The 17,250-nt window shown below is 71.5% G+C and carries 12 protein-coding genes and 4 pseudogenes; 9 read left to right on the top strand and 7 right to left on the bottom strand.

Annotation, left to right across the window (positions count from 1 at the left end):
• Positions 1-6 precede the first annotated feature (6 nt).
• From BM536_RS21605 to BM536_RS21590, 4 genes and pseudogenes are all read left to right on the top strand, one after another.
• Complete coding sequence (locus tag BM536_RS21605; RefSeq protein WP_094103355.1) at positions 7-1,134, top strand: pectinesterase family protein; 1,128 nt, start codon at positions 7-9, stop codon at positions 1,132-1,134.
• A 1-nt stretch (position 1,135) separates the two neighbouring features.
• The gene (locus BM536_RS21600) at positions 1,136-2,209 is read left to right on the top strand and encodes a pectinesterase family protein (RefSeq protein WP_094103354.1); all 1,074 of its coding nucleotides are present in this window, start codon (positions 1,136-1,138) and stop codon (positions 2,207-2,209) included.
• A pseudogene (locus BM536_RS21595) lies at positions 2,196-3,349 on the top strand (dienelactone hydrolase family protein). The gene BM536_RS21600 and the pseudogene BM536_RS21595 overlap by 14 nt, the downstream one beginning before the upstream one ends.
• A 152-nt stretch (positions 3,350-3,501) precedes the next feature.
• Complete coding sequence (locus BM536_RS21590; protein WP_073494159.1) at positions 3,502-4,656, top strand: right-handed parallel beta-helix repeat-containing protein; 1,155 nt, start codon at positions 3,502-3,504, stop codon at positions 4,654-4,656.
• A 102-nt stretch (positions 4,657-4,758) separates the two neighbouring features.
• On the opposite strand, the pseudogene BM536_RS21585 reads toward BM536_RS21590, so the two are convergent.
• The 3 genes and pseudogenes from BM536_RS21585 to BM536_RS21575 all read right to left on the bottom strand — a co-directional run bounded on the left by BM536_RS21585 (position 4,759) and on the right by BM536_RS21575 (position 7,151).
• A pseudogene (locus BM536_RS21585) lies at positions 4,759-5,588 on the bottom strand (pectate lyase).
• A gap of 128 nt (positions 5,589-5,716) precedes the next feature.
• Positions 5,717-6,585 (bottom strand): annotated as a pseudogene (locus BM536_RS21580) (hypothetical protein).
• Positions 6,582-7,151: a SigE family RNA polymerase sigma factor gene (locus BM536_RS21575; RefSeq protein WP_073494155.1), complete on the bottom strand. Its 570-nt coding sequence runs from the start codon at positions 7,149-7,151 to the stop codon at positions 6,582-6,584. The pseudogene BM536_RS21580 and the gene BM536_RS21575 overlap by 4 nt, the downstream one beginning before the upstream one ends.
• Positions 7,152-7,424: 273 nt before the next feature.
• Here BM536_RS21575 and BM536_RS21570 point away from each other — a divergent pair, with 273 nt between their 5' ends.
• Positions 7,425-8,876, top strand: a complete 1,452-nt coding sequence (locus BM536_RS21570) for an NCS2 family permease (RefSeq protein WP_073494169.1) — start codon at positions 7,425-7,427, stop codon at positions 8,874-8,876.
• Between the two features lie 61 nt (positions 8,877-8,937).
• Here BM536_RS21570 and BM536_RS21565 read toward each other — a convergent pair whose 3' ends face one another.
• The 3 genes from BM536_RS21565 to BM536_RS21555 form a co-directional block, all read right to left on the bottom strand.
• Entirely contained in the window at positions 8,938-10,386 is a 1,449-nt protein-coding gene (locus tag BM536_RS21565; RefSeq protein WP_073494154.1) for a peptidoglycan D,D-transpeptidase FtsI family protein, read from the bottom strand.
• Positions 10,387-10,627: 241 nt separating this feature from the next.
• Complete coding sequence (locus tag BM536_RS21560) at positions 10,628-11,098, bottom strand: GNAT family N-acetyltransferase (RefSeq protein WP_073494152.1); 471 nt, start codon at positions 11,096-11,098, stop codon at positions 10,628-10,630.
• 3 nt (positions 11,099-11,101) lie between these two features.
• Entirely contained in the window at positions 11,102-11,875 is a 774-nt protein-coding gene (locus BM536_RS21555; protein WP_094103353.1) for an IclR family transcriptional regulator, read from the bottom strand.
• A 144-nt stretch (positions 11,876-12,019) separates the two neighbouring features.
• On the opposite strand from BM536_RS21555, the gene BM536_RS21550 reads away from it, so the two are divergent.
• The 4 genes and pseudogenes from BM536_RS21550 to BM536_RS21535 all read left to right on the top strand — a co-directional run bounded on the left by BM536_RS21550 (position 12,020) and on the right by BM536_RS21535 (position 16,241).
• The gene (locus BM536_RS21550; RefSeq protein ID WP_094103352.1) at positions 12,020-13,549 is read left to right on the top strand and encodes an aldehyde dehydrogenase (NADP(+)); all 1,530 of its coding nucleotides are present in this window, start codon (positions 12,020-12,022) and stop codon (positions 13,547-13,549) included.
• Positions 13,550-13,590: 41 nt separating this feature from the next.
• Positions 13,591-14,199, top strand: a complete 609-nt coding sequence (locus BM536_RS21545) for a DUF1349 domain-containing protein (RefSeq protein ID WP_073494151.1) — start codon at positions 13,591-13,593, stop codon at positions 14,197-14,199.
• Positions 14,200-14,359: 160 nt separating this feature from the next.
• Positions 14,360-15,075: pseudogene (locus BM536_RS21540) on the top strand (DsbA family oxidoreductase).
• Positions 15,076-15,188: 113 nt separating this feature from the next.
• Complete coding sequence (locus BM536_RS21535) at positions 15,189-16,241, top strand: aminotransferase class V-fold PLP-dependent enzyme (RefSeq protein WP_211362924.1); 1,053 nt, start codon at positions 15,189-15,191, stop codon at positions 16,239-16,241.
• Between the two features lie 105 nt (positions 16,242-16,346).
• Here BM536_RS21535 and thpD read toward each other — a convergent pair whose 3' ends face one another.
• Positions 16,347-17,249, bottom strand: a complete 903-nt coding sequence (thpD, locus tag BM536_RS21530) for an ectoine hydroxylase (protein ID WP_073494147.1) — start codon at positions 17,247-17,249, stop codon at positions 16,347-16,349.
• Between the last annotated feature and the right edge of the window lies 1 nt (position 17,250).

Here is a 17,250-nt window from a genome sequence, read left to right as displayed (position 1 = left end):
ACCCGCATGCCCTCGTCCCACGTCCAGCTCCCCCTGTCGAGAAGGGGCTTCCTCATGGCGAGCGCCGGGGCGGGCGCCGCCCTCGGGCTGTCGGCCGGCCCCGTCCGGGCGAATCCCCGCCGGCCCTTCGGCCGCTTCGGCTCCCCGTCCGCCCGACTCACCCCGGGAACCCTGTACGTCGACGCGCGCGGACGCGGTGACCACACCCGCGTCCGGGACGCCGTGACCGCCGCCACCGGCACCGGCCGCACCCTCGTCCTCGCCCCCGGCACCTACCGGGAGACGGTCGCGGTCGACATCACCCGCACCGAGGCGACCTGGATCGGCGCCTCCGAGAACCCCCGCGACGTCGTGATCGTGTACGACAACGCGGCCGGCACCCCCAAGCCCGGCGGCGGCACCTACGGCACCACCGGCTCGGCCACCACCACCGTGCAGGCCGACGGCTTCACCGCCCGCTGGATCACCTTCGCCAACGACTGGCTGCGCGCCGACCACCCCGGTGTCACCGGCACCCAGGCCGTCGCGATCAAGGTCCAGGGCGACCGCTCCGCGTTCCACCACTGCCGCTTCCTCGGTCACCAGGACACCCTCTACGCCGACTCGACGGCGCTCGGCACCTTCGCCCGGCAGTACTTCTCCCACTGCTACGCCGAGGGTGACGTCGACTTCGTCTTCGGCCGGGGCACCGCGGTCTTCGAGCACTGCCACTTCCGCACCCTGGACCGCACCGACCTGGCCGCCGCCCCCTACGGCTTCGTCTTCGCCCCCTCCACGGCCGGCGCCAACCCGCGCGGCTACCTGGTGAGCAGGAGCCGGGTCACGAGCGAAGCCCCGGACGCCCACTACAAGCTGGCCCGCCCCTGGGTGCCCAGCTCCGACACCACCGCCCGCCCCATGCTCACCGTCCGTGACAGCCACCTCGGCACCGGCATCGACGCGGTCGCGCCCTACACCAACATGTCGGCCGCCTTCCCCTGGCAGAACCAGCGGTTCGCCGAGTATCGCAACTCCGGACCCGGCGCGGTCATCACCGTCCCGGAGAACCGGCCCCAACTCACCCCCGAGCAGGCCGAGTCGGCGACCCGGACGGCGTACCTCGGCGACTGGACGCCGTGGAAGGAGAGCTGCTGACATGCGCAGGCGCAGCCTCCTGGCCGGTCTCACCGCGGGCCTCGCCGCCACCGGCAGCCCCGCCCTCGCGGCCGGCCCCGGCACGGGAGGCCCCGCCCTCGCGGCCGGCCCCGGCATGGGAGGCCGCCGTGTCCTGCACGTGCGCCCCGGCGACTCCGTCCAGGCCGCGGTGGACGCGGTCCCCGGGCCGGGGTGGACGATCGTCGTGCACCCCGGCACCTACCGCGAGGTCGTCGCCGTCCCCGCCGGCAAGGCGGACCTGACCCTGCGCGGCGCCTCCCGCGACCCGCGCGCGGCCGTCCTCGTGTACGACAACGCCAACGGCACGAAGAGGCCCGACGGCACCACGTACGGCACCGCCGGCTCCGCCACCTTCACCTCCGCCGCCCCCGGCCTCACCGTCCGCGGGCTCACCCTCGCCAACGACTGGCTGCGCGCCGACCACCCCGGCGTCACCGGCACCCAGGCGGTCGCCGCCTACGTCACCGGGGACCGCTCGCGCTTCGACGACGTCCGCTTCCTCGCCCACCAGGACACCCTCTTCGCGGACACCACCGCCCTGGACGCCTTCGACCGGCAGTACTACCACCGCTGCCACATCGAGGGAGACGTCGACTTCGTCTTCGGCCGGGCGCGGGCCGTCTTCGACGACTGCCGCTTCCACACCCTCCGGCGGGACGTCGCCTTCACCCCGAAGGGCATGGTCTTCGCCCCGGCCACCGCCCGCGCCAACCCCTACGGCTTCCTCGCCGTCCGCGGCCGGTTCACCTCCGGCGCCGAGGACGCGGCGTACAAGCTGGCCCGGCCGTGGGTGCCGTCGTACGAGACGACCGCCTGGCCCTCGCTCGTCGTGCGGGACTCCTGGATCGGCCCCGGCATCGACCCGGCCGCCCCGTACACCGACATGCGGGAGGCCCACCCCTGGCAGACCATGCGCTTTCGCGAGTACGGCAACGCGGGCCCCGGCGCGGTGATCTCGGAGCCGGACAACCGGCCGCAGCTGACACCGGCGGAGGCGGCTGTCCACACCCGGCGCACCTATCTGGGGGACTGGAGGCCGTATGCGCGGGCGTGAACCGGTGGGCCGGCGGGCGTTCGTGGCCGGGACGGGGGCGGCCCTGCCGGCCGGCCAGGCGGGTGTGGCCCGCGCGGCCGTGGCCGACGGTCCGCTGCCCGACTTCCACCCCGCCCTCAAGGACGCCCTCACCTTCCCGCTCGCCTGGGGAAACTCCCCGATCCGGGACTTCTGCGCCTGGCGCCGGGCGGCTCGGGCCAAGGTCGAGGAGGCCCTGCTCGTCGATCGCGAGGACGGCACCCCGTACGCCCCCGAGTTCCGGCAGCGGGCCGAACAGGACGGATTCACCGGCGAGTTGGTGACACTCTCGCTCACCCGCCACGAACGCGTCCGCGCCGCCCTGCTCACCCCGCACGGGCCGGGCCCCTTCCCGGCCGTGCTCCTCCTGCACGACCATGGCGCGAAGTTCGACATCGGCAAGGAGAAACTGGTCCGGCCCTGGTACGACGGAACCCGGCTGGCCTGCGCGCAGGCCTGGACGGAGAAGTGCTTCGGCGGCCGGTTCGTCGGCGACGAACTGGCCCGGCGCGGATACGTCGTCCTCGTCGCCGACGCCCTCGGCTGGGGCGACCGCGGCCCCCTCGCCTACGACCAGCAACAGGCCCTCGCGAGCAACTTCTTCCACCTGGGCTCCTCCCTGGCCGGGCTCATGGCCCGCGAGGACGCCCGCGCGCCGGCTTCCTCGCCCGCCTGGAGCGCGTGGACCGGCGGCGGATCGCGGCCGTGGGCTTCTCCATGGGCGCCTTCCGCGCCTGGCAGGCCGCGGCGCTCACCGACGAGATCGCCGCCACGGCCGCCGTCTGCTGGATGACCGGGCTCAGGGAGATGATGGTCCCCGGCAACAACACCCTGCGCGGGCAGTCCTCCTACCACATGCTTCACCCCGGACTCTCCCGCCACCTCGACTTCCCCGACGTGGCGGGCATCGCCGCACCCAGGCCGATGCTCTTCTTCGACGGCGGCCTCGATCCGCTGTTCCCCGCCGACGGCGTCCGCGCGGCCCACGAGAAGCTGCGCGCCGTCTGGCGCTCCCGCCACGCCGAGGAGCGGTTGCACCTGAGGACCTGGCCCGACCTCGGCCATGTCTTCACCGTCCGCATGCAGGACGAGGTCTTCACCTGGCTCGACCGCGTCCTCTGATCCCCTCCTGGACGGACCACCGCGAAAGTGTCGACTCCTTTCGCGGGGCCCGGCAACCTTTCCCGGCCATGGCGGCGACTCGAGTGCGGGAACGGGCCGGGCGGACCCTCCGGCGCGTCTCCTCTCCCTCCCCCTCAGGAAAGGAACGCCCCGTGCGTTTGAGCACCGGACGCCACCGCAGGACGCGCACCCTCTCGATCGCCGCCGCGGTGGCCGTCGCCTCAGGGGCGGGCGGCGTCTGCCTCGGCCTGACGAACGACGGCGCCCGGGCCGCGTCGGCGACGGTCACCGTGTCGACCACCGCCCAACTGGAGGCGGCCGTGAGGAACGCCGCCGCGGGCGCCGTCATCCAGGTCCGCGGCGGCACCTACCACCCGACGGCCACCCTGAAGTCCACGGCCAGCGGCACCGCCACGAACCGGATCACGCTCCAGGCGTACGGCAGCGAGAAGGTGAGGATCGACGGGTCCAGGCTGCCGGCCGGCTCCTGGCTCGCCGGGATCCACGGCAGCTATTGGACCGTGCAGAACCTCACCTTCCGCAATTCCCCGGCCCAGGGCTTCGTCGTCACGTCCTCCACCGGGGGCGTCTTCAGGAACCTGGTCACCGCCGACAACGGAGACACCGGTTTCACGCTGCGCGGCGACAACACCGTCGGCAACCTCGTGCAGAACCTCGACAGCCACGGCAACTACGACGCCGCCGGACACGGGCAGAACGCGGACGGCATCGCCGTCAAGTTCGGCTCCGGGACGGGCAACCGGATCACCGGGGCCCGCCTCCACGACAACTCCGACGACGGCCTCGACCTGTGGCAGTTCTCCACACCGATCACCATCGACCACACGTGGGCCTTCGGCAACGGCAGGAACCGCTGGAACGACGCCGCCTTCGAGGGCAACGGCAACGGCTTCAAGCTGGGCGGCGGAGGCGTCGTCGTCGCGCACGTGGTGAACGACGACGCGGCCTGGGACAACACCCTGCACGGGTTCACCGAGAACTCCAACACCGGCGCGATCGTCCTGAACCGCAACACGGCGTACGCCAACGCGCGGGCCGGCTTCTACTTCGCGACCGGCAAGGCCCGCCTGGCCCGCAACCTCGCCGTGGGCAACAAGGGCGGCCTGTCCGAGCTGGGCTCCTCCACGGTGTCCGCCGCGAACAACTGGGACGGCGGCGTCAGCACCCCGGCCTTCAGGTCGACGGACGCGACGACGGCGTACGGCGCCCGCGAGGCGGACGGGGCGCTGCCGGCGACGACGTTCCTGACCACCGGGTCCACCACGATCGGCTCCACCATGAACTGACCGGGCAGCCGAACGCCCCCGCCGGTGACCGCCGGCGGGGGCGTTCTTCCGTGCCGGCCCGAGAGGGGCTCAGGCCGGCAGGTCCGCGTGAGAAGGGGGCGCCTACTTGTACGTGATGTCGGACGGCGCGAACTTGCAGGTCCTGCCGTCGGCGCCGGTGCCCAGTGCGGTGGGCTCCTTGCCGGTGTTGTTGCCCTTGAAGCGGACGCAGGTCTGCGTCTTCTTCTTGGTGTCGCCCTGGATGCGGATCTTCGACAGGGTCGCGGTGTCGCCGTAGTTGGCGTTGACGCCGACGATGGTCTTCAGGGGCGCCACGATGTCGATGTCGCTCAGCACGATCGTGCGCTTGTACTGCGTCTTGCAGTTGCCGCAGGAGCGGACCAGCTTGCCGGAGTTCTCCACCCGGAAGCCGGTCACGGTCAGCGTGCCGGCGCCGTTGAACTGGAGCACCTTGTCGCGCCGTTCTTCGCGCCGCCGCCGATGACCTTGTACACCGCCGAGGCGGACTTGCCCTTGAAGCTGGCGGCGTCCTCGCCGACGTCCAGCCACCACACGTTCTGGAGCGTGCAGGAGCCCTTGCAGTGGACGCCGTCGGCGCCCGGCGTACCGATGATCACGTTCTTCAGGACGGCGCCGTCGGCCAGTTCGAAGATCGGGTCCTGGCCCTCGTCCTGGCCGCTGCCGCCCAGTTCACCGGCACCGGAGAACTTCGTCAGCTTGCCGTCGTACGTGCCCGTGACCTTGATCGTCGAGGACACCGCCTTGCTGCCCATGGCCGTCGGCCAGGTCGACGCGGCGCCCGCGGACGAGAGCATCGTCGTGGTGACGATCGCGGCTCCGGAGATGGCGAAGGCGGCGGAGCCCGCGATCAGCGCGCGCCGCTTGGTGACCCTGCGGCGGTGCCGGACGCGCGGTTCTGCTGGAGCAGTCATGTACCGATTCCTCAAGTGCGTGGTGACTCTTGCGCCTTGTGGTCGTCACCGGTGAGGAAAGGGTTGCCGCTTCGCCGAAACTTTCTTCTCCACGCGTTCTCCGCGGCTTCCACGGCCCCGCACGGCTTCTACGAGTCGCCCTCGTCGTCGTCCTGGGCCGCGAAGTCGCCGCCCACGGAGCCCTCCTGGCCGTCGGCCGCGCCGACGACCGCATAGGTGTCGTCCTTGGCGTCCCGGCCGCCTCGGTCGTGGTCGTACTGCCCGGCGAACACCCACTCGCCCTCGGGGACCGTACGGCCCTCCTTGAGCACCCAGGTGTAGATCAGGAAGTCGTCCCTCTCCTCGACCGTGAACGTGAAGTCGCCCTCGGGAAGCGAACGCCAGGCACCCGCCGAGGACACCCCGCCGGTCTGCGCCACCTTCAACTGCACGGTCAGCTCGCTGAGTTGCCCGGAGGCCTTGATCGTCACATTGCTCTGGGCCCAGAAGTCGTTGCTGTGCGGGTCCACCGAGCCGTCCGACCACAGCGGGCCGTCCTCGGTGTCGTCGACGGCCGGCAGCAGGCCCGGCGCGGACGCGGAGGGCTTCGCCTGAGCCGACTTCGTCGGCGCACCGCTGGGCTCGGCCTCGTTCTGCCCGCCGCCGCCCGAACCGGGCGTGGCCTTCGGCGAGGCGGCGGGCGGCTCGTCGCGTCCGGGGACTCCACCGGCGGCGGTGGGACGGCGACCGACTGCTGCCGCGGCGGGTCGTCCTTCACCGCCGACGCCACCGCGTAGCCGCCGACCGCGAGCATGCCCGCGACCGCGGCCGTGGCGCTCACGATCCGTGCCCAGCCCCACAGGGCCGGACGGGTCGACCGGTGACCGCCGGGCCGTTCCTGCTCCACCATGCCGCGCTCGATCCGGGCGAGGATCCGCTCGCGGTTCGGCTCGTACGCCTCGGCCGCCCCGTGCAACCGGGCGCGCAGCTCGCCGTGCACGTCCCGCTGCATCGTCATCGGTCCCTTCCTCCGGCCTCACCCGTGCGCGCCGCCATCACGGCGTGCACCTTCCGCGAACCCTCCGGGGCGCCGAGCAGCCTCTGCAACTCGGCCATTCCCTTCGAGGTCTGGCTCTTCACCGTACCCACCGAGACGCCCAGAGCGAGCGCGGTGTCCTTCTCCGAGAGGTCGAACGCGTGCCGCAGCACCACGCAGGCCCGTTTGCGGAAGGGGAGTCTACGCAGCGCCGACTGGACGTCCACCACGCCCGCGACGTCCGGGTTCTCCGTCTTCTCCTCGCGCTGCGACCAGAACAGGGCGATCCTGCGGCGCTCGCGGACCGCGCTGCGGATCCGGGTGCGGGCCAGATTGGCCACGACGCCACGCGCGTACGCCACCGGGTGATCGGCCGCGCGCACGCGGTCCCAGCGGTGCCAGAGCGCGAGCAGCGCGTCCGCCGCGAGATCGTCGGCCGCGTCGGCCTCACCGGTCAACAGATGGGCGAGCCGGGCCAGTTCGGCGTGGTGGCGTTCGAAGAAGGCATGGAACTCCACGGAGGCGGCGTCGTCGACGACTGTGCCCACGGGTGACCTCTTCTCGGTGTGGAACCTGCACCCCGACGGGGGTGGATGCTGTGCGTGTCATGTGAATGACATGGGGATGCCCCGGGGAGGTGGTCGGGGCGAGATCCGGAAGCGTAGCAGTGATCAACCGCTTGTTCGGTACGGGGGTTCGAACGACGTATGACGGACCGAACCCTGATTCCGTAACACGGTGAAAACCTGAACCGGGTTCAACGGAGGAACAATCCAGCCAGCATCCGCACACTGATCACCAGGTCACGAGGAGTGTCCGTCATGTCCGAAACGCAGAAGGTGGCCGACCGGCCGAGTCCCCCGCCCCCGGCGGTGAACAGCGTCGACCGGTTCTTCAGGATCTCCGAACGGGGGTCGACCTTCGGCCGGGAGATACGCGGCGGCTTCGCCACGTTCTTCACGATGGCCTACATCCTTGTCCTGAATCCCATCATCCTGGGCAGCGCCAAGGACAAGTTCGGGCACCAACTCGACGCCGTCCAACTGACCACCGCCACCGCCCTGGTGGCCGCCGTCATGACGTTCGTCATGGGCGTCGGCGGCAACCTCCCGCTCGCCCTCGCCGCCGGACTCGGCCTCAACGCCGTCGTCGCCTTCCAGATCGCCCCGCTGATGAGCTGGGACGACGCGATGGGCCTGATCGTCCTCGAAGGCCTGCTGATCTGCGTGCTGGTGGTCACCGGCCTGCGCGAGGCCGTCATGCACGCCATCCCGCAACCGCTGAAGCAGGCGATCAGCGTCGGCATCGGGCTGTTCATCGCCTTCATCGGCTTCGTCGACGCCGGCTTCGTCAGCCGCGTCCCCGACGTCGCCGGCACCACCGTCCCGGTTCAGCTCGGCGCCACCGGCACCCTCGGCGGGTGGCCGATGCTCGTCTTCTGCCTCGGCGTGCTGCTGACGATCGGACTCCTCGCCCGCAAGGTCAAGGGCGCCATCCTGATCAGCATCGTGACGATGACGCTCCTCGCGATCGTCATCAACTCGATCGCCGACATCAAGTCCTGGGGCCTGACCACGCCCGCGTGGCCCGACAAGCTCGTCGACACCCCCGACTTCGGACTCGTCGGGCACTTCAGTCTGTTCGGCGCGTTCGGTCAGACCACCGTCATCACGGTCGTCCTGCTCGTCTTCACGCTGATCCTGTCCGACTTCTTCGACACCATGGGCACGGTCGTCGGCGTCAGCGCCGAGGCGGAACTCCTCGACGACGAGGGCAAGGTGCCCAACCTGGGCCGCGTGCTGCTCATCGACGGCGCGGCGGCGGTCGCGGGCGGCGCGGCCTCCTCGTCCTCCGCGACCTCGTACATCGAGTCGGCGGCCGGCGTCGGCGAAGGCTCGCGCACCGGGTTCTCCAACCTGGTCACCGGCGGTCTGTTCGCCCTCGCCCTGTTCCTCACCCCGCTGCTCACCATCGTCCCGCTCCAGGCGGCGGCACCCGCGCTGGTCGCCGTCGGCTTCCTGATGATGACCCAGGTCAAGTCCATCGACTGGGACAGGTACGAGATCGCCATACCCGCCTTCCTGACCATCGCCGTCATGCCGTTCACCTACTCGATCACCAACGGCATCGGTGCGGGGTTCCTCGCCTTCGTCGTGATCAAGACGGTGCTGGGCAGGGCGCGGGACGTGCACTGGCTCATGTGGGGGGCCTCGGCCCTGTTCGTCGTGTACTTCGCGATCGACCCGATCGAGCAGGTGCTGGGCGTCAAGTAGGCCTGGCCGCGCGACCGGTCCGCGACGCCGTCGTGGCCGGTCGCGCAGTGCCTCGTGCCCGCTAGCCGATCGCCGCCTGCATCATCGCCTTAGCCACCGGGGCCGCCAGGCCGTTGCCGCTCACCTCCGAGCGGGCCGCGTTCGACTGTTCCACGACCACTGCCACGGCCACCTCCTTGCCGTCGGCCTCGGCGTACGACGTGAACCAGGCGTACGGCGTCTTGCTGTTGTTCTCGCCGTGCTGGGCCGTGCCCGTCTTGCCGCCGACCGTCGCCCCGTCGATACGGGCGTTGGTCCCGGTGCCGTCCTCGACGACCGTCCGCATCGCCGACCGCAACTGCTCGGCGGTGTCGGAGCTGACGACCTGCGTGGTCGAGGCCTCGTCGGCGTAGTCGGTGAGGACGTTCCCGTCGCCGTCGGTGACCTGCGAGACCATGTGCGGCGACACCAGCTTGCCGCCGTTGGACAAGGCTGCCGACACCATGGCCATCTGGAGCGGGGTGGCGGTCACGTCGAACTGGCCGATGCCGGTGAGGGCGGTCGACGACTCGTCCATGCCGGAGGGGTAGACGCTCGGGTAGGCCCGCACCGGCACGTCCTGCGTCTCGTCGTTGAAGCCGAACCTCTCGGCCGTCGCCCGCAGCTTGTCCTGTCCGAGCTGGACGGCCATGTGCGCGAAGACGTTGTTGCAGGAGTACTGGAGCGCGACCCGGATCGTGGCGTCCTCACAGGGCGCCGAGGGGTTCTCGTTGCTCAGCACCGTGGTCGTGCCGGGCAGGGTGTACGGGTCGGCGCTGTCCGTCCTCTCGTCCACGGACGAGTAGAGCCCCTCCTCCAGCGCGGCCGCCGCCACGACCAACTTGAACGTCGACCCCGGCGGCAGCGGCTGGCGCAGCGCCCTGTTGGTGAGCGGCTTGTCGGCGTCCGCGGTGAGCTTCTTCCAGGCGGTGCCCGCCGTGTTGGCGTCGGTGAGCGAGGACGGGTCGTACGACGGCGTCGACACCACCGCGAGGATCCTGCCCGTCGCCGGGTCGACCGCGACGGCCGCGCCCTTCTTGTCGCCGAGGGCGTCGTACGCCGCCTTCTGCACGGCCGGGTCGATCGTGGTGATCACGTTGCCCGGGTCGGCCCGCTCGCCCGTGACCGAGTCCACCACGGTCTTCAGCCGGGTGTCCGTGCCGTTGAGCAGGTCGGCGTAGATGCCCTCCAACTGCGTCGGGGCGTAGGCCTGCGAGGCGTAGCCGGTCACCGCGGCGTACAACTCGCCGTCCGTGTACGTGCGTCTGTACTCCAGGTCGCTGTCCGGCGTGGCCGCCGAGCCGGTGACCGACTTTCCGGCCACGATGATGTTCCCGAGCGGCTCCGCGTACGTCTCGATCGCGTTGCGCCGGTTGTCCTTGTCGTCCGCCAGCGCCCGGCCTTCGTAGAACTGCACCCATGTCGCCCGGATCAGCAGGGAGAACACCAGCAGCAGCGCGAAGACCGAGGCGCGCCTGATCGTCTTGTTCATCGCGATCGGAAGGACGAACGGGATGGGCGCGGTCGTTCCCGTCCGCCCGGTTTCTCATCGAGCCTTCATGAAGCCGCCCGGCCCCGGCGGAACCGGCACGCGCGCGTGCCCACGGCCTGCGCCCGCACCGCCGCCCGCGACAGAAGCGGGATTGGACGCGGGACCGGACGCAGGACCGGAAGACGGGACCGGACGCGGGACCGTAAGACGGGCGGGTCACGGCGGGCCGTCGTCCCGGCGGTCAGGCCTCCAGGACCATGACGACCTCGTCGATCTCGGCGTCGCGCGCGTGCGCGTACCCCGTGGTCCGCGCGCTCACCCGGAACCCGCACTTCTCCAGGACCCGCCGGGAACCGGCGTTGTCGTCCGCCGCGCGCGCGTACAGCGGGCGCTCGGGAACCTCGGCGAGGAGGGCTCCCAGGGCGGCCGTGGCGATGCCGCGCCCCCAGTAGGCGCGGTCGACCCAGTACGTGACCTCGCGCTCGCCCGGTTCGCCGTAGACCGCCGCGCTGCCCACCACGTCACCGTCGGCCAGGATCGCGCGCACCACGGCCGCGGAGGCTCTGATCCGTTTCCAGTGGGCGTCGAAGGCGTCCCGGTCGGCCGGGTCCTTCGGGGTGAACGCGGCCATCCGCAGGGACTCGGGGTCGTTCGTCTGCCGGTAGAACACCGGCAGATCGCTGTCGTGGACCGGACGCAGGGCGATCTGCATGCCTCAGAGCCTACGGGTGGCCAGGGTCAGCCGGTCACGCGCGTCGAACAACGCGTCCTTCACCATCTGCTCGTGCGCGGGCGTGAGCCGGGCCACCGGCACCGAGCAGCTGATCGCGTCCCGCGCGGGGGTGCGGTAGGGGATCGCGACGCCGAAGCAGCGCAGCCCCAGCGTGTTCTCCTCGCGGTCCACGGCGAAGCCCTGCTCACGGACCTGGTGCAGTTCCTCGATGAGCTTCTCGCGGTCGGTGATGGTGTGTTCGGTCAGCGCGGGCAGCGTCTCCGGGAGCAGCTTGCGGACCTGCTCGTCGCTGTAGGTGCTCAGCAGCGCCTTGCCCAGGGAGGTGGAGTGGGCCGGCAGCCGGCGGCCGACCCGGGTGAAGGGGCGCAGGTAGTGCTGCGACTGGCGGGTGGCGAGGTACACCACGTTGGTGCCGTCCAGCCGCGCCAGGTGGATGGTCTCGGTGGTGTCGTCCGACAGCCGGTCCAGCGTCGGACGGGCGGCCGCGACCACCTCGTCGCCGTCGATGTAGGAGGTCCCGACCAGCAGCGCCCGCACGCCGATGCCGTACCGCGTGCCCGTCGCGTCCGTCTCCACCCAGCCCAGCTCCACCAGCGTGCGCAGCAGCATGTAGAGGCTGGACTTGGGATAACCGACGGCCTCCTGGACCGACGCGAGGGAGTGCATACCGGGGCGGCCGGCGAAGTACTCGAGCAGTTCAACCGTCCGCACCGCGGACTTGACCTGCGCCCCGCCCCCCGTCTCGCCAGCCGACATCGCCCTTGACCCCTTCGTTCGACGGGAAATAGTCTCCAACAGCATATTCATCATCACAGACAGCGTTCAGTATATCGAACGTCCCTGGTGGTGAGGTAAGTACAGCGGCATTGCGATGCGGCGACGAACGTGGAGGGACCCGCGGTGGCAGCAGCACCAGTCTGGAGTGTCGACCCCCGAACCGGGAAGCAGCGTGAACAGGTCGCGGTCGAGGCCACGGCCCAGGAGGTGGACTCCGTGGTCCGTGCCGCGCACGGTACACGGGCGGCGCTCGCCGACCGCACCGTCCGCACGGCCTTCCTGCGCACCGCGGCGGACCGGCTCGAGGCGGCCCGCGAACAGCTCGTCGAGGTGGCCGACGCCGAGACCGCGCTCGGCCCGGTCCGGCTGACCGGCGAACTCGCCCGCACCTGCTACCAGCTGCGCGCCTTCGCCGACATCGTCGAGGAGGGCGCCTTCCTCGACGTCGTCATCAACCACCCCGACGACACCGCGACGCCGCCGGTGCCGGACCTGCGCCGCTACAAGGTGCCGCTGGGCGTCGTCGCCGTCTACTCGGCGTCCAACTTCCCCTTCGCGTTCTCCGTCGTCGGCGGCGACACCGCGAGCGCGCTGGCCGCGGGCAACCCCGTCGTCGTCAAGTCCCACCCCGACCACCCGGGCCTCTCCGAGCTGGTCGCCAAGGTGGTCCGCCGGGCCGCCGCCGAGCACGGCATCCCCGTCGAGGTGCTCGGTCTGGTGCACGGCTTCGAGGCGGGCGTCGAGCTGATCAAGCACCCGCTGATCGCCGCCGCCGGTTTCACCGGGTCCATCCGGGGCGGTCGCGCGCTGTTCGACGCGGCGGCCGCGCGGCCCGTGCCGATCCCCTTCCACGGCGAGCTGGGCTCGCTCAACCCGGTCGTCGTGACCGAGGCCGCCGCCGCCGAGCGCGCGGAGGCCATCGGGACCGGCCTGGCCGGCTCGATGACGCTGGGCGTCGGACAGTTCTGCGTGAAGCCGGGCCTGGTCCTCGTGCCGTCCGGCGCGGCCGGTGACGGCCTCGTCAAGTCGCTGACCGACGCGGTCAGCGACACGGACGCGGGCGTCCTGCTCGACCACCGCATGCGCGACAACTTCCTCGCCGGTGTCGCCGAGCGGGCGCAGCTGCCCGAGGTCGAGACGCCGGTCACGCCCGGAGCGGGCGGCGAGCACACCGTGAGCGCGGGCTTCCTGACGGTCCCGGCCGGGAGGCTCGCCGACGAGGGGGCGTACGACCTGCTCCTGGAGGAGTGCTTCGGCCCGGTGACCGTGGTGGCGCGCTACGACGACGACGACCAGGCGCGGTCCGTGCTCTCCCGGCTCCCCGGCAACCTCACCGCCACCGTCCACCTGTCGACGCAGGAGGCCGCCGGCGAGGGCCGCGGCGCCGAGATCCTCGCCGAACTCACCCCGCTCGCGGGCCGCGTGCTGGTGAACGGCTGGCCGACCGGCGTGGCCGTGGCCCCCGCGCAGCACCACGGCGGCCCCTACCCGGCGACCACCTCCACCTCCACCTCCGTGGGCGGTACGGCCATCGAGCGCTGGCTGCGCCCGGTCGCCTACCAGAACACCCCCGAGGCCCTGCTGCCGCCCGAGCTGCGCGACGACAACCCCCTCGGCCTGCCCCGGCGCTTCAACAACCACCTCGAGCGCTGACCGGCACCGATCGACGAGAAGGAATCCGGGAAACCCTGAGCATGGACCTCGAACTCGCCGAACTCCCCTTCCCACTGCGCACCTACGGGCCCGACGGGCACTGGAGCTACGAGGACGGGGTCCTCACCGGATGGGGCGGTCCCCGCCAGGACCGGTTCGTGCCGCCCACCGGGGAGGCGCTGGACCCGGCCGCCGACGCCCCCCGGCTGCTGGGGGCACCCGAGGGCGACTTCCAGTTCATCGCCCGGGTGACCGTCGGCTTCAACGGTGCCTTCGACGCCGGGGTGTTGTACGTGCACGTCGGCGAACGGGCCTGGGCCAAGCTGTGCCTGGAGTACTCCCCGGACGTGCCCACCGTCTGCACGGTGGTCACCCGCGGCCACTCCGACGACGCCAACTCCTTCGCCGTGGACGGCAGTTCGGTCTGGCTGCGGGTCAGCCGGACCGGCCGGGCCTTCGCCTTCCACGCCTCGCGCGACGGAGAGCACTGGGTCTTCGTCCGGCTGTTCACGCTGGGCGACGAGAAGGAGACGGGCGCGGCCCTCGTCGGCTTCATGGCGCAGGCGCCGATGGGGCAGGGCTGCGTCGTCACGTACGACCACCTGGAGTTCCGCCCGAGCTGGCCGGACGACCTCCGCGACGGCAGCTGACCGGGGCCGCTCCGGAACCGGTGCGACGGGCGGGCCGTGGTATCCGGCGATCACCACCTTTCCCGCGGTGTCCGCGAGCGGGGAATGAGGCCGATCCTTTGAACGTTCACATACTCGGCGGAGGGAGTCTCCGTACCCGCATACCTGAGAGAGCCGAGACATGCGCGTCGAGATCTGGAGCGACATCGCCTGCCCGTGGTGCTACGTGGGCAAGGCCCGCTTCGAGAAGGCGCTCGACGCCTTCCCGCACCGTGACCAGGTCGAGGTCGTGCACCGCTCCTTCGAACTGGACCCCGGCCGCGCCAAGGGCGACGTCCAGCCCGTGCTGGCCATGCTGACCAAGAAGTACGGCATGAGCGAGGCCCAGGCGCAGGCCGGCGAGGACAACCTCGGAGCCCAGGCCGCCGCCGAGGGCCTCGACTACCGCACCCGCGACCGGGACCACGGCAACACCTTCGACATGCACCGCCTGCTGCACTTCGCCAAGGAACAGGGCCGCCAGGACGAGCTGATCCAGCTCCTGTACCGGGCCAACTTCGCCGAGGAGCGGTCCCTGTTCGGCGAGGGCGACGAGCGGCTCGTGGAGCTGGCCGCCGAGGCCGGTCTGGACACCGACGCCGCCCGGAAGGTCCTCGCGACCCGGCCGCCTACGCCGACGAGGTCCGCGCCGACGAGGCCGAGGCCGCCCGGCTCGGCGCGAACGGCGTCCCCTTCTTCGTCCTCGACCGCACGTACGGGGTCTCCGGCGCCCAGCCCGCCGAGGTCTTCGCCCAGGCACTCACCCGGGCCTGGGGCGAGCGCTCGCCCCTCGAGCTCGTCGACCAGGGCGACGCCGAGGCCTGCGGCCCCGACGGATGCGCCGTACCGCGGCACTGACCCGCCGGGGTCCTGAAACGTGCAGGTGAGGGCCCATCCATAAGCGTTCCTTAGGGAAACCGCGTAAGAATTCGCAATGGACTTCGACTTCCGTGGGCCGCAGAGTGGAGGCCATGGAGACCTTCGAGACCCTCGTCCGCGCCGAGTTCGCCCCGAAGAACACCTACCTGAACACCGCGAGCAACGGCCTGCTCCCCGCCCGCACCGTCACCGCCCTGCACGAGGCGGCGCTGCTACGGGCCGAGGGCAGGCCGCTGACGCCGCTGTACGAGGACGTGGAGGCCAGCCGGGCGGCGTACGCCCGGCTCGTCGGCGTCCCGGTCACCCGGGTCGCGGCCGGCGCCTCGGTCGCCGCGCACACCGGCCTCATCGCCACCTCGCTCCCGGCGGGCGCCGAGGTCCTCACCGCGGAGGACGACTTCACGTCCGTGCTGAACCCTTTCCACGTCCGCGGCGACCTCAAGGTCCGCGCGGTCCCGCTGGAGCGGATCGCCGAGGCCGTCCGCCCCGGCACCGCGCTCGTCGCGGTGAGCGCCGCCCAGTCCGCCGACGGACGGATCGCGGACCTGCCGGCCCTGCGCGAGGCGGCCCGCACCCACGGCGCGCGCACCTACGTCGACTTCTCCCAGTCCGCCGGCTGGCTGCCGATGGACGCCGACGCGTACGACTACTCCGTCTCCGTCTCCTTCAAGTGGCTGCTCGGCCCGCACGGGGCCGCCTTCCTCGTCGTGCCGGAGGACTTCGGCGACCTCACGCCGGTACTGGCGGGATGGGTCGCCGCCGAGGCGCCCTGGGACAGCTGCTACGGACCCGTCGCCGAACTCGCCCGCTCCGCAAGGCGGTTCGACCTGAGCCACGCCCTGTTCACCTACGCCGGGCTGCGCCGCTCCCTCGATCTCGTCGAGGAACTCGGCGTCGCCGCCGTACGGGCCCACGACCTCGCCCTCGCCGACCGGTTCCGGGCCGGGCTCGCGACACTCGGCCACGAGCCCGTGCCCGCACCGGGCTCGGCGATCGTCTCGGTGCCCGGACTCGGCGTCCGGCAGCCGGAGTTGAGCCGCGCGGGCATCGAGGTCTCCAACCGCGCGGGCAACCTGCGCGCGTCCTTCCACCTGTTCAACACGACGGCGGACGTGGACCGGCTGCTGGACGTGCTGTCGGGCTGAGCACGCCGGATGCGCCGGGCGGGAGTGCTCGGTGCACCGGGCGTGAAGACGCGGGCGCCGATGCCGTGTGACGTCCGGGGGCGCCCCCCCGGACCGCGGCCGGGTTCACCGGACCGGCGTGAAGTCCCTCGCTCCGATGAACTCGGGCCGCCGCACGGGTGCCGCGAACGGCTCGACCGCCGCGTTCTCCACGCTGTTGAACACGATGAAGACGTTGCTGCGCGGGAACGGCGTGATGTTGTCGCCGGACCCGTGCATGCAGTTGCAGTCGAACCAGGTCGCCGACCCGGCCCGGCCCGTGAACAGCTTGATGCCGTACGCGGACGCCATCTCGGTCAGCGCCTCGTCGGAGGGCGTGCCCGCGTCCTGCATCTGGAGCGACTGCTTGTAGTTGTCCTTCGGCGTGGCCCCCGCGCAGCCCAGGAACGTCTTGTGCGAACCCGGCATGATCATCAGGCTGCCGTTGGTGTCGTGGTTCTCGGTCAGCGCGATCGAGACGGACACCGTGCGCATCCGGGGCAGACCGTCCTCGGCGTGCCAGGTCTCGAAGTCGGAGTGCCAGTAGAAGCCGGAGGCGCCGAAGCCGGGCTTGACGTTGATCCGTGACTGGTGGACGTACACGTCCGAGCCGAGGAGCTGCCGGGCCCGCCCGACGACCCGCTCGTCACGCACCAGCCGGGCGAAGACCTCGCTGATCCGGTGCACCTCGAAGACGGACCGGATCTCCTTCGTCCTCGGTTCGACGATGGAACGGTCGTCGGCCCGGATCGCCGGGTCGTTCACCAGCCGGTCCAACTCCCGCTTGTGGACGGCGACCTCGTCGTCCGTGAGGAGCTGGTCGACGGCGGCGAAGCCGTCCCGCTCGAACGACTGGAGGTCGAGCGGCTCGAACGGGCCGGGCGCGTCCGGGGCGCCCCAGACGACCGGGTCCTGGCGGGGGACACGCACCTCGGTGGCGCCGCGGCTGGGGTAGAGATCGGTGACGTGGGTGCCGGTGGCAGTGGTCATG

The sequence above is a fragment of the Streptomyces phaeoluteigriseus genome, from assembly GCF_001896135.2.
GTDB classification, from domain to species: Bacteria; Actinomycetota; Actinomycetes; order Streptomycetales; family Streptomycetaceae; genus Streptomyces; species Streptomyces phaeoluteigriseus.
The sequence above is the reverse complement of the archived record's forward strand: the minus strand, read 5'-3'. Positions and strand labels throughout refer to the sequence as shown.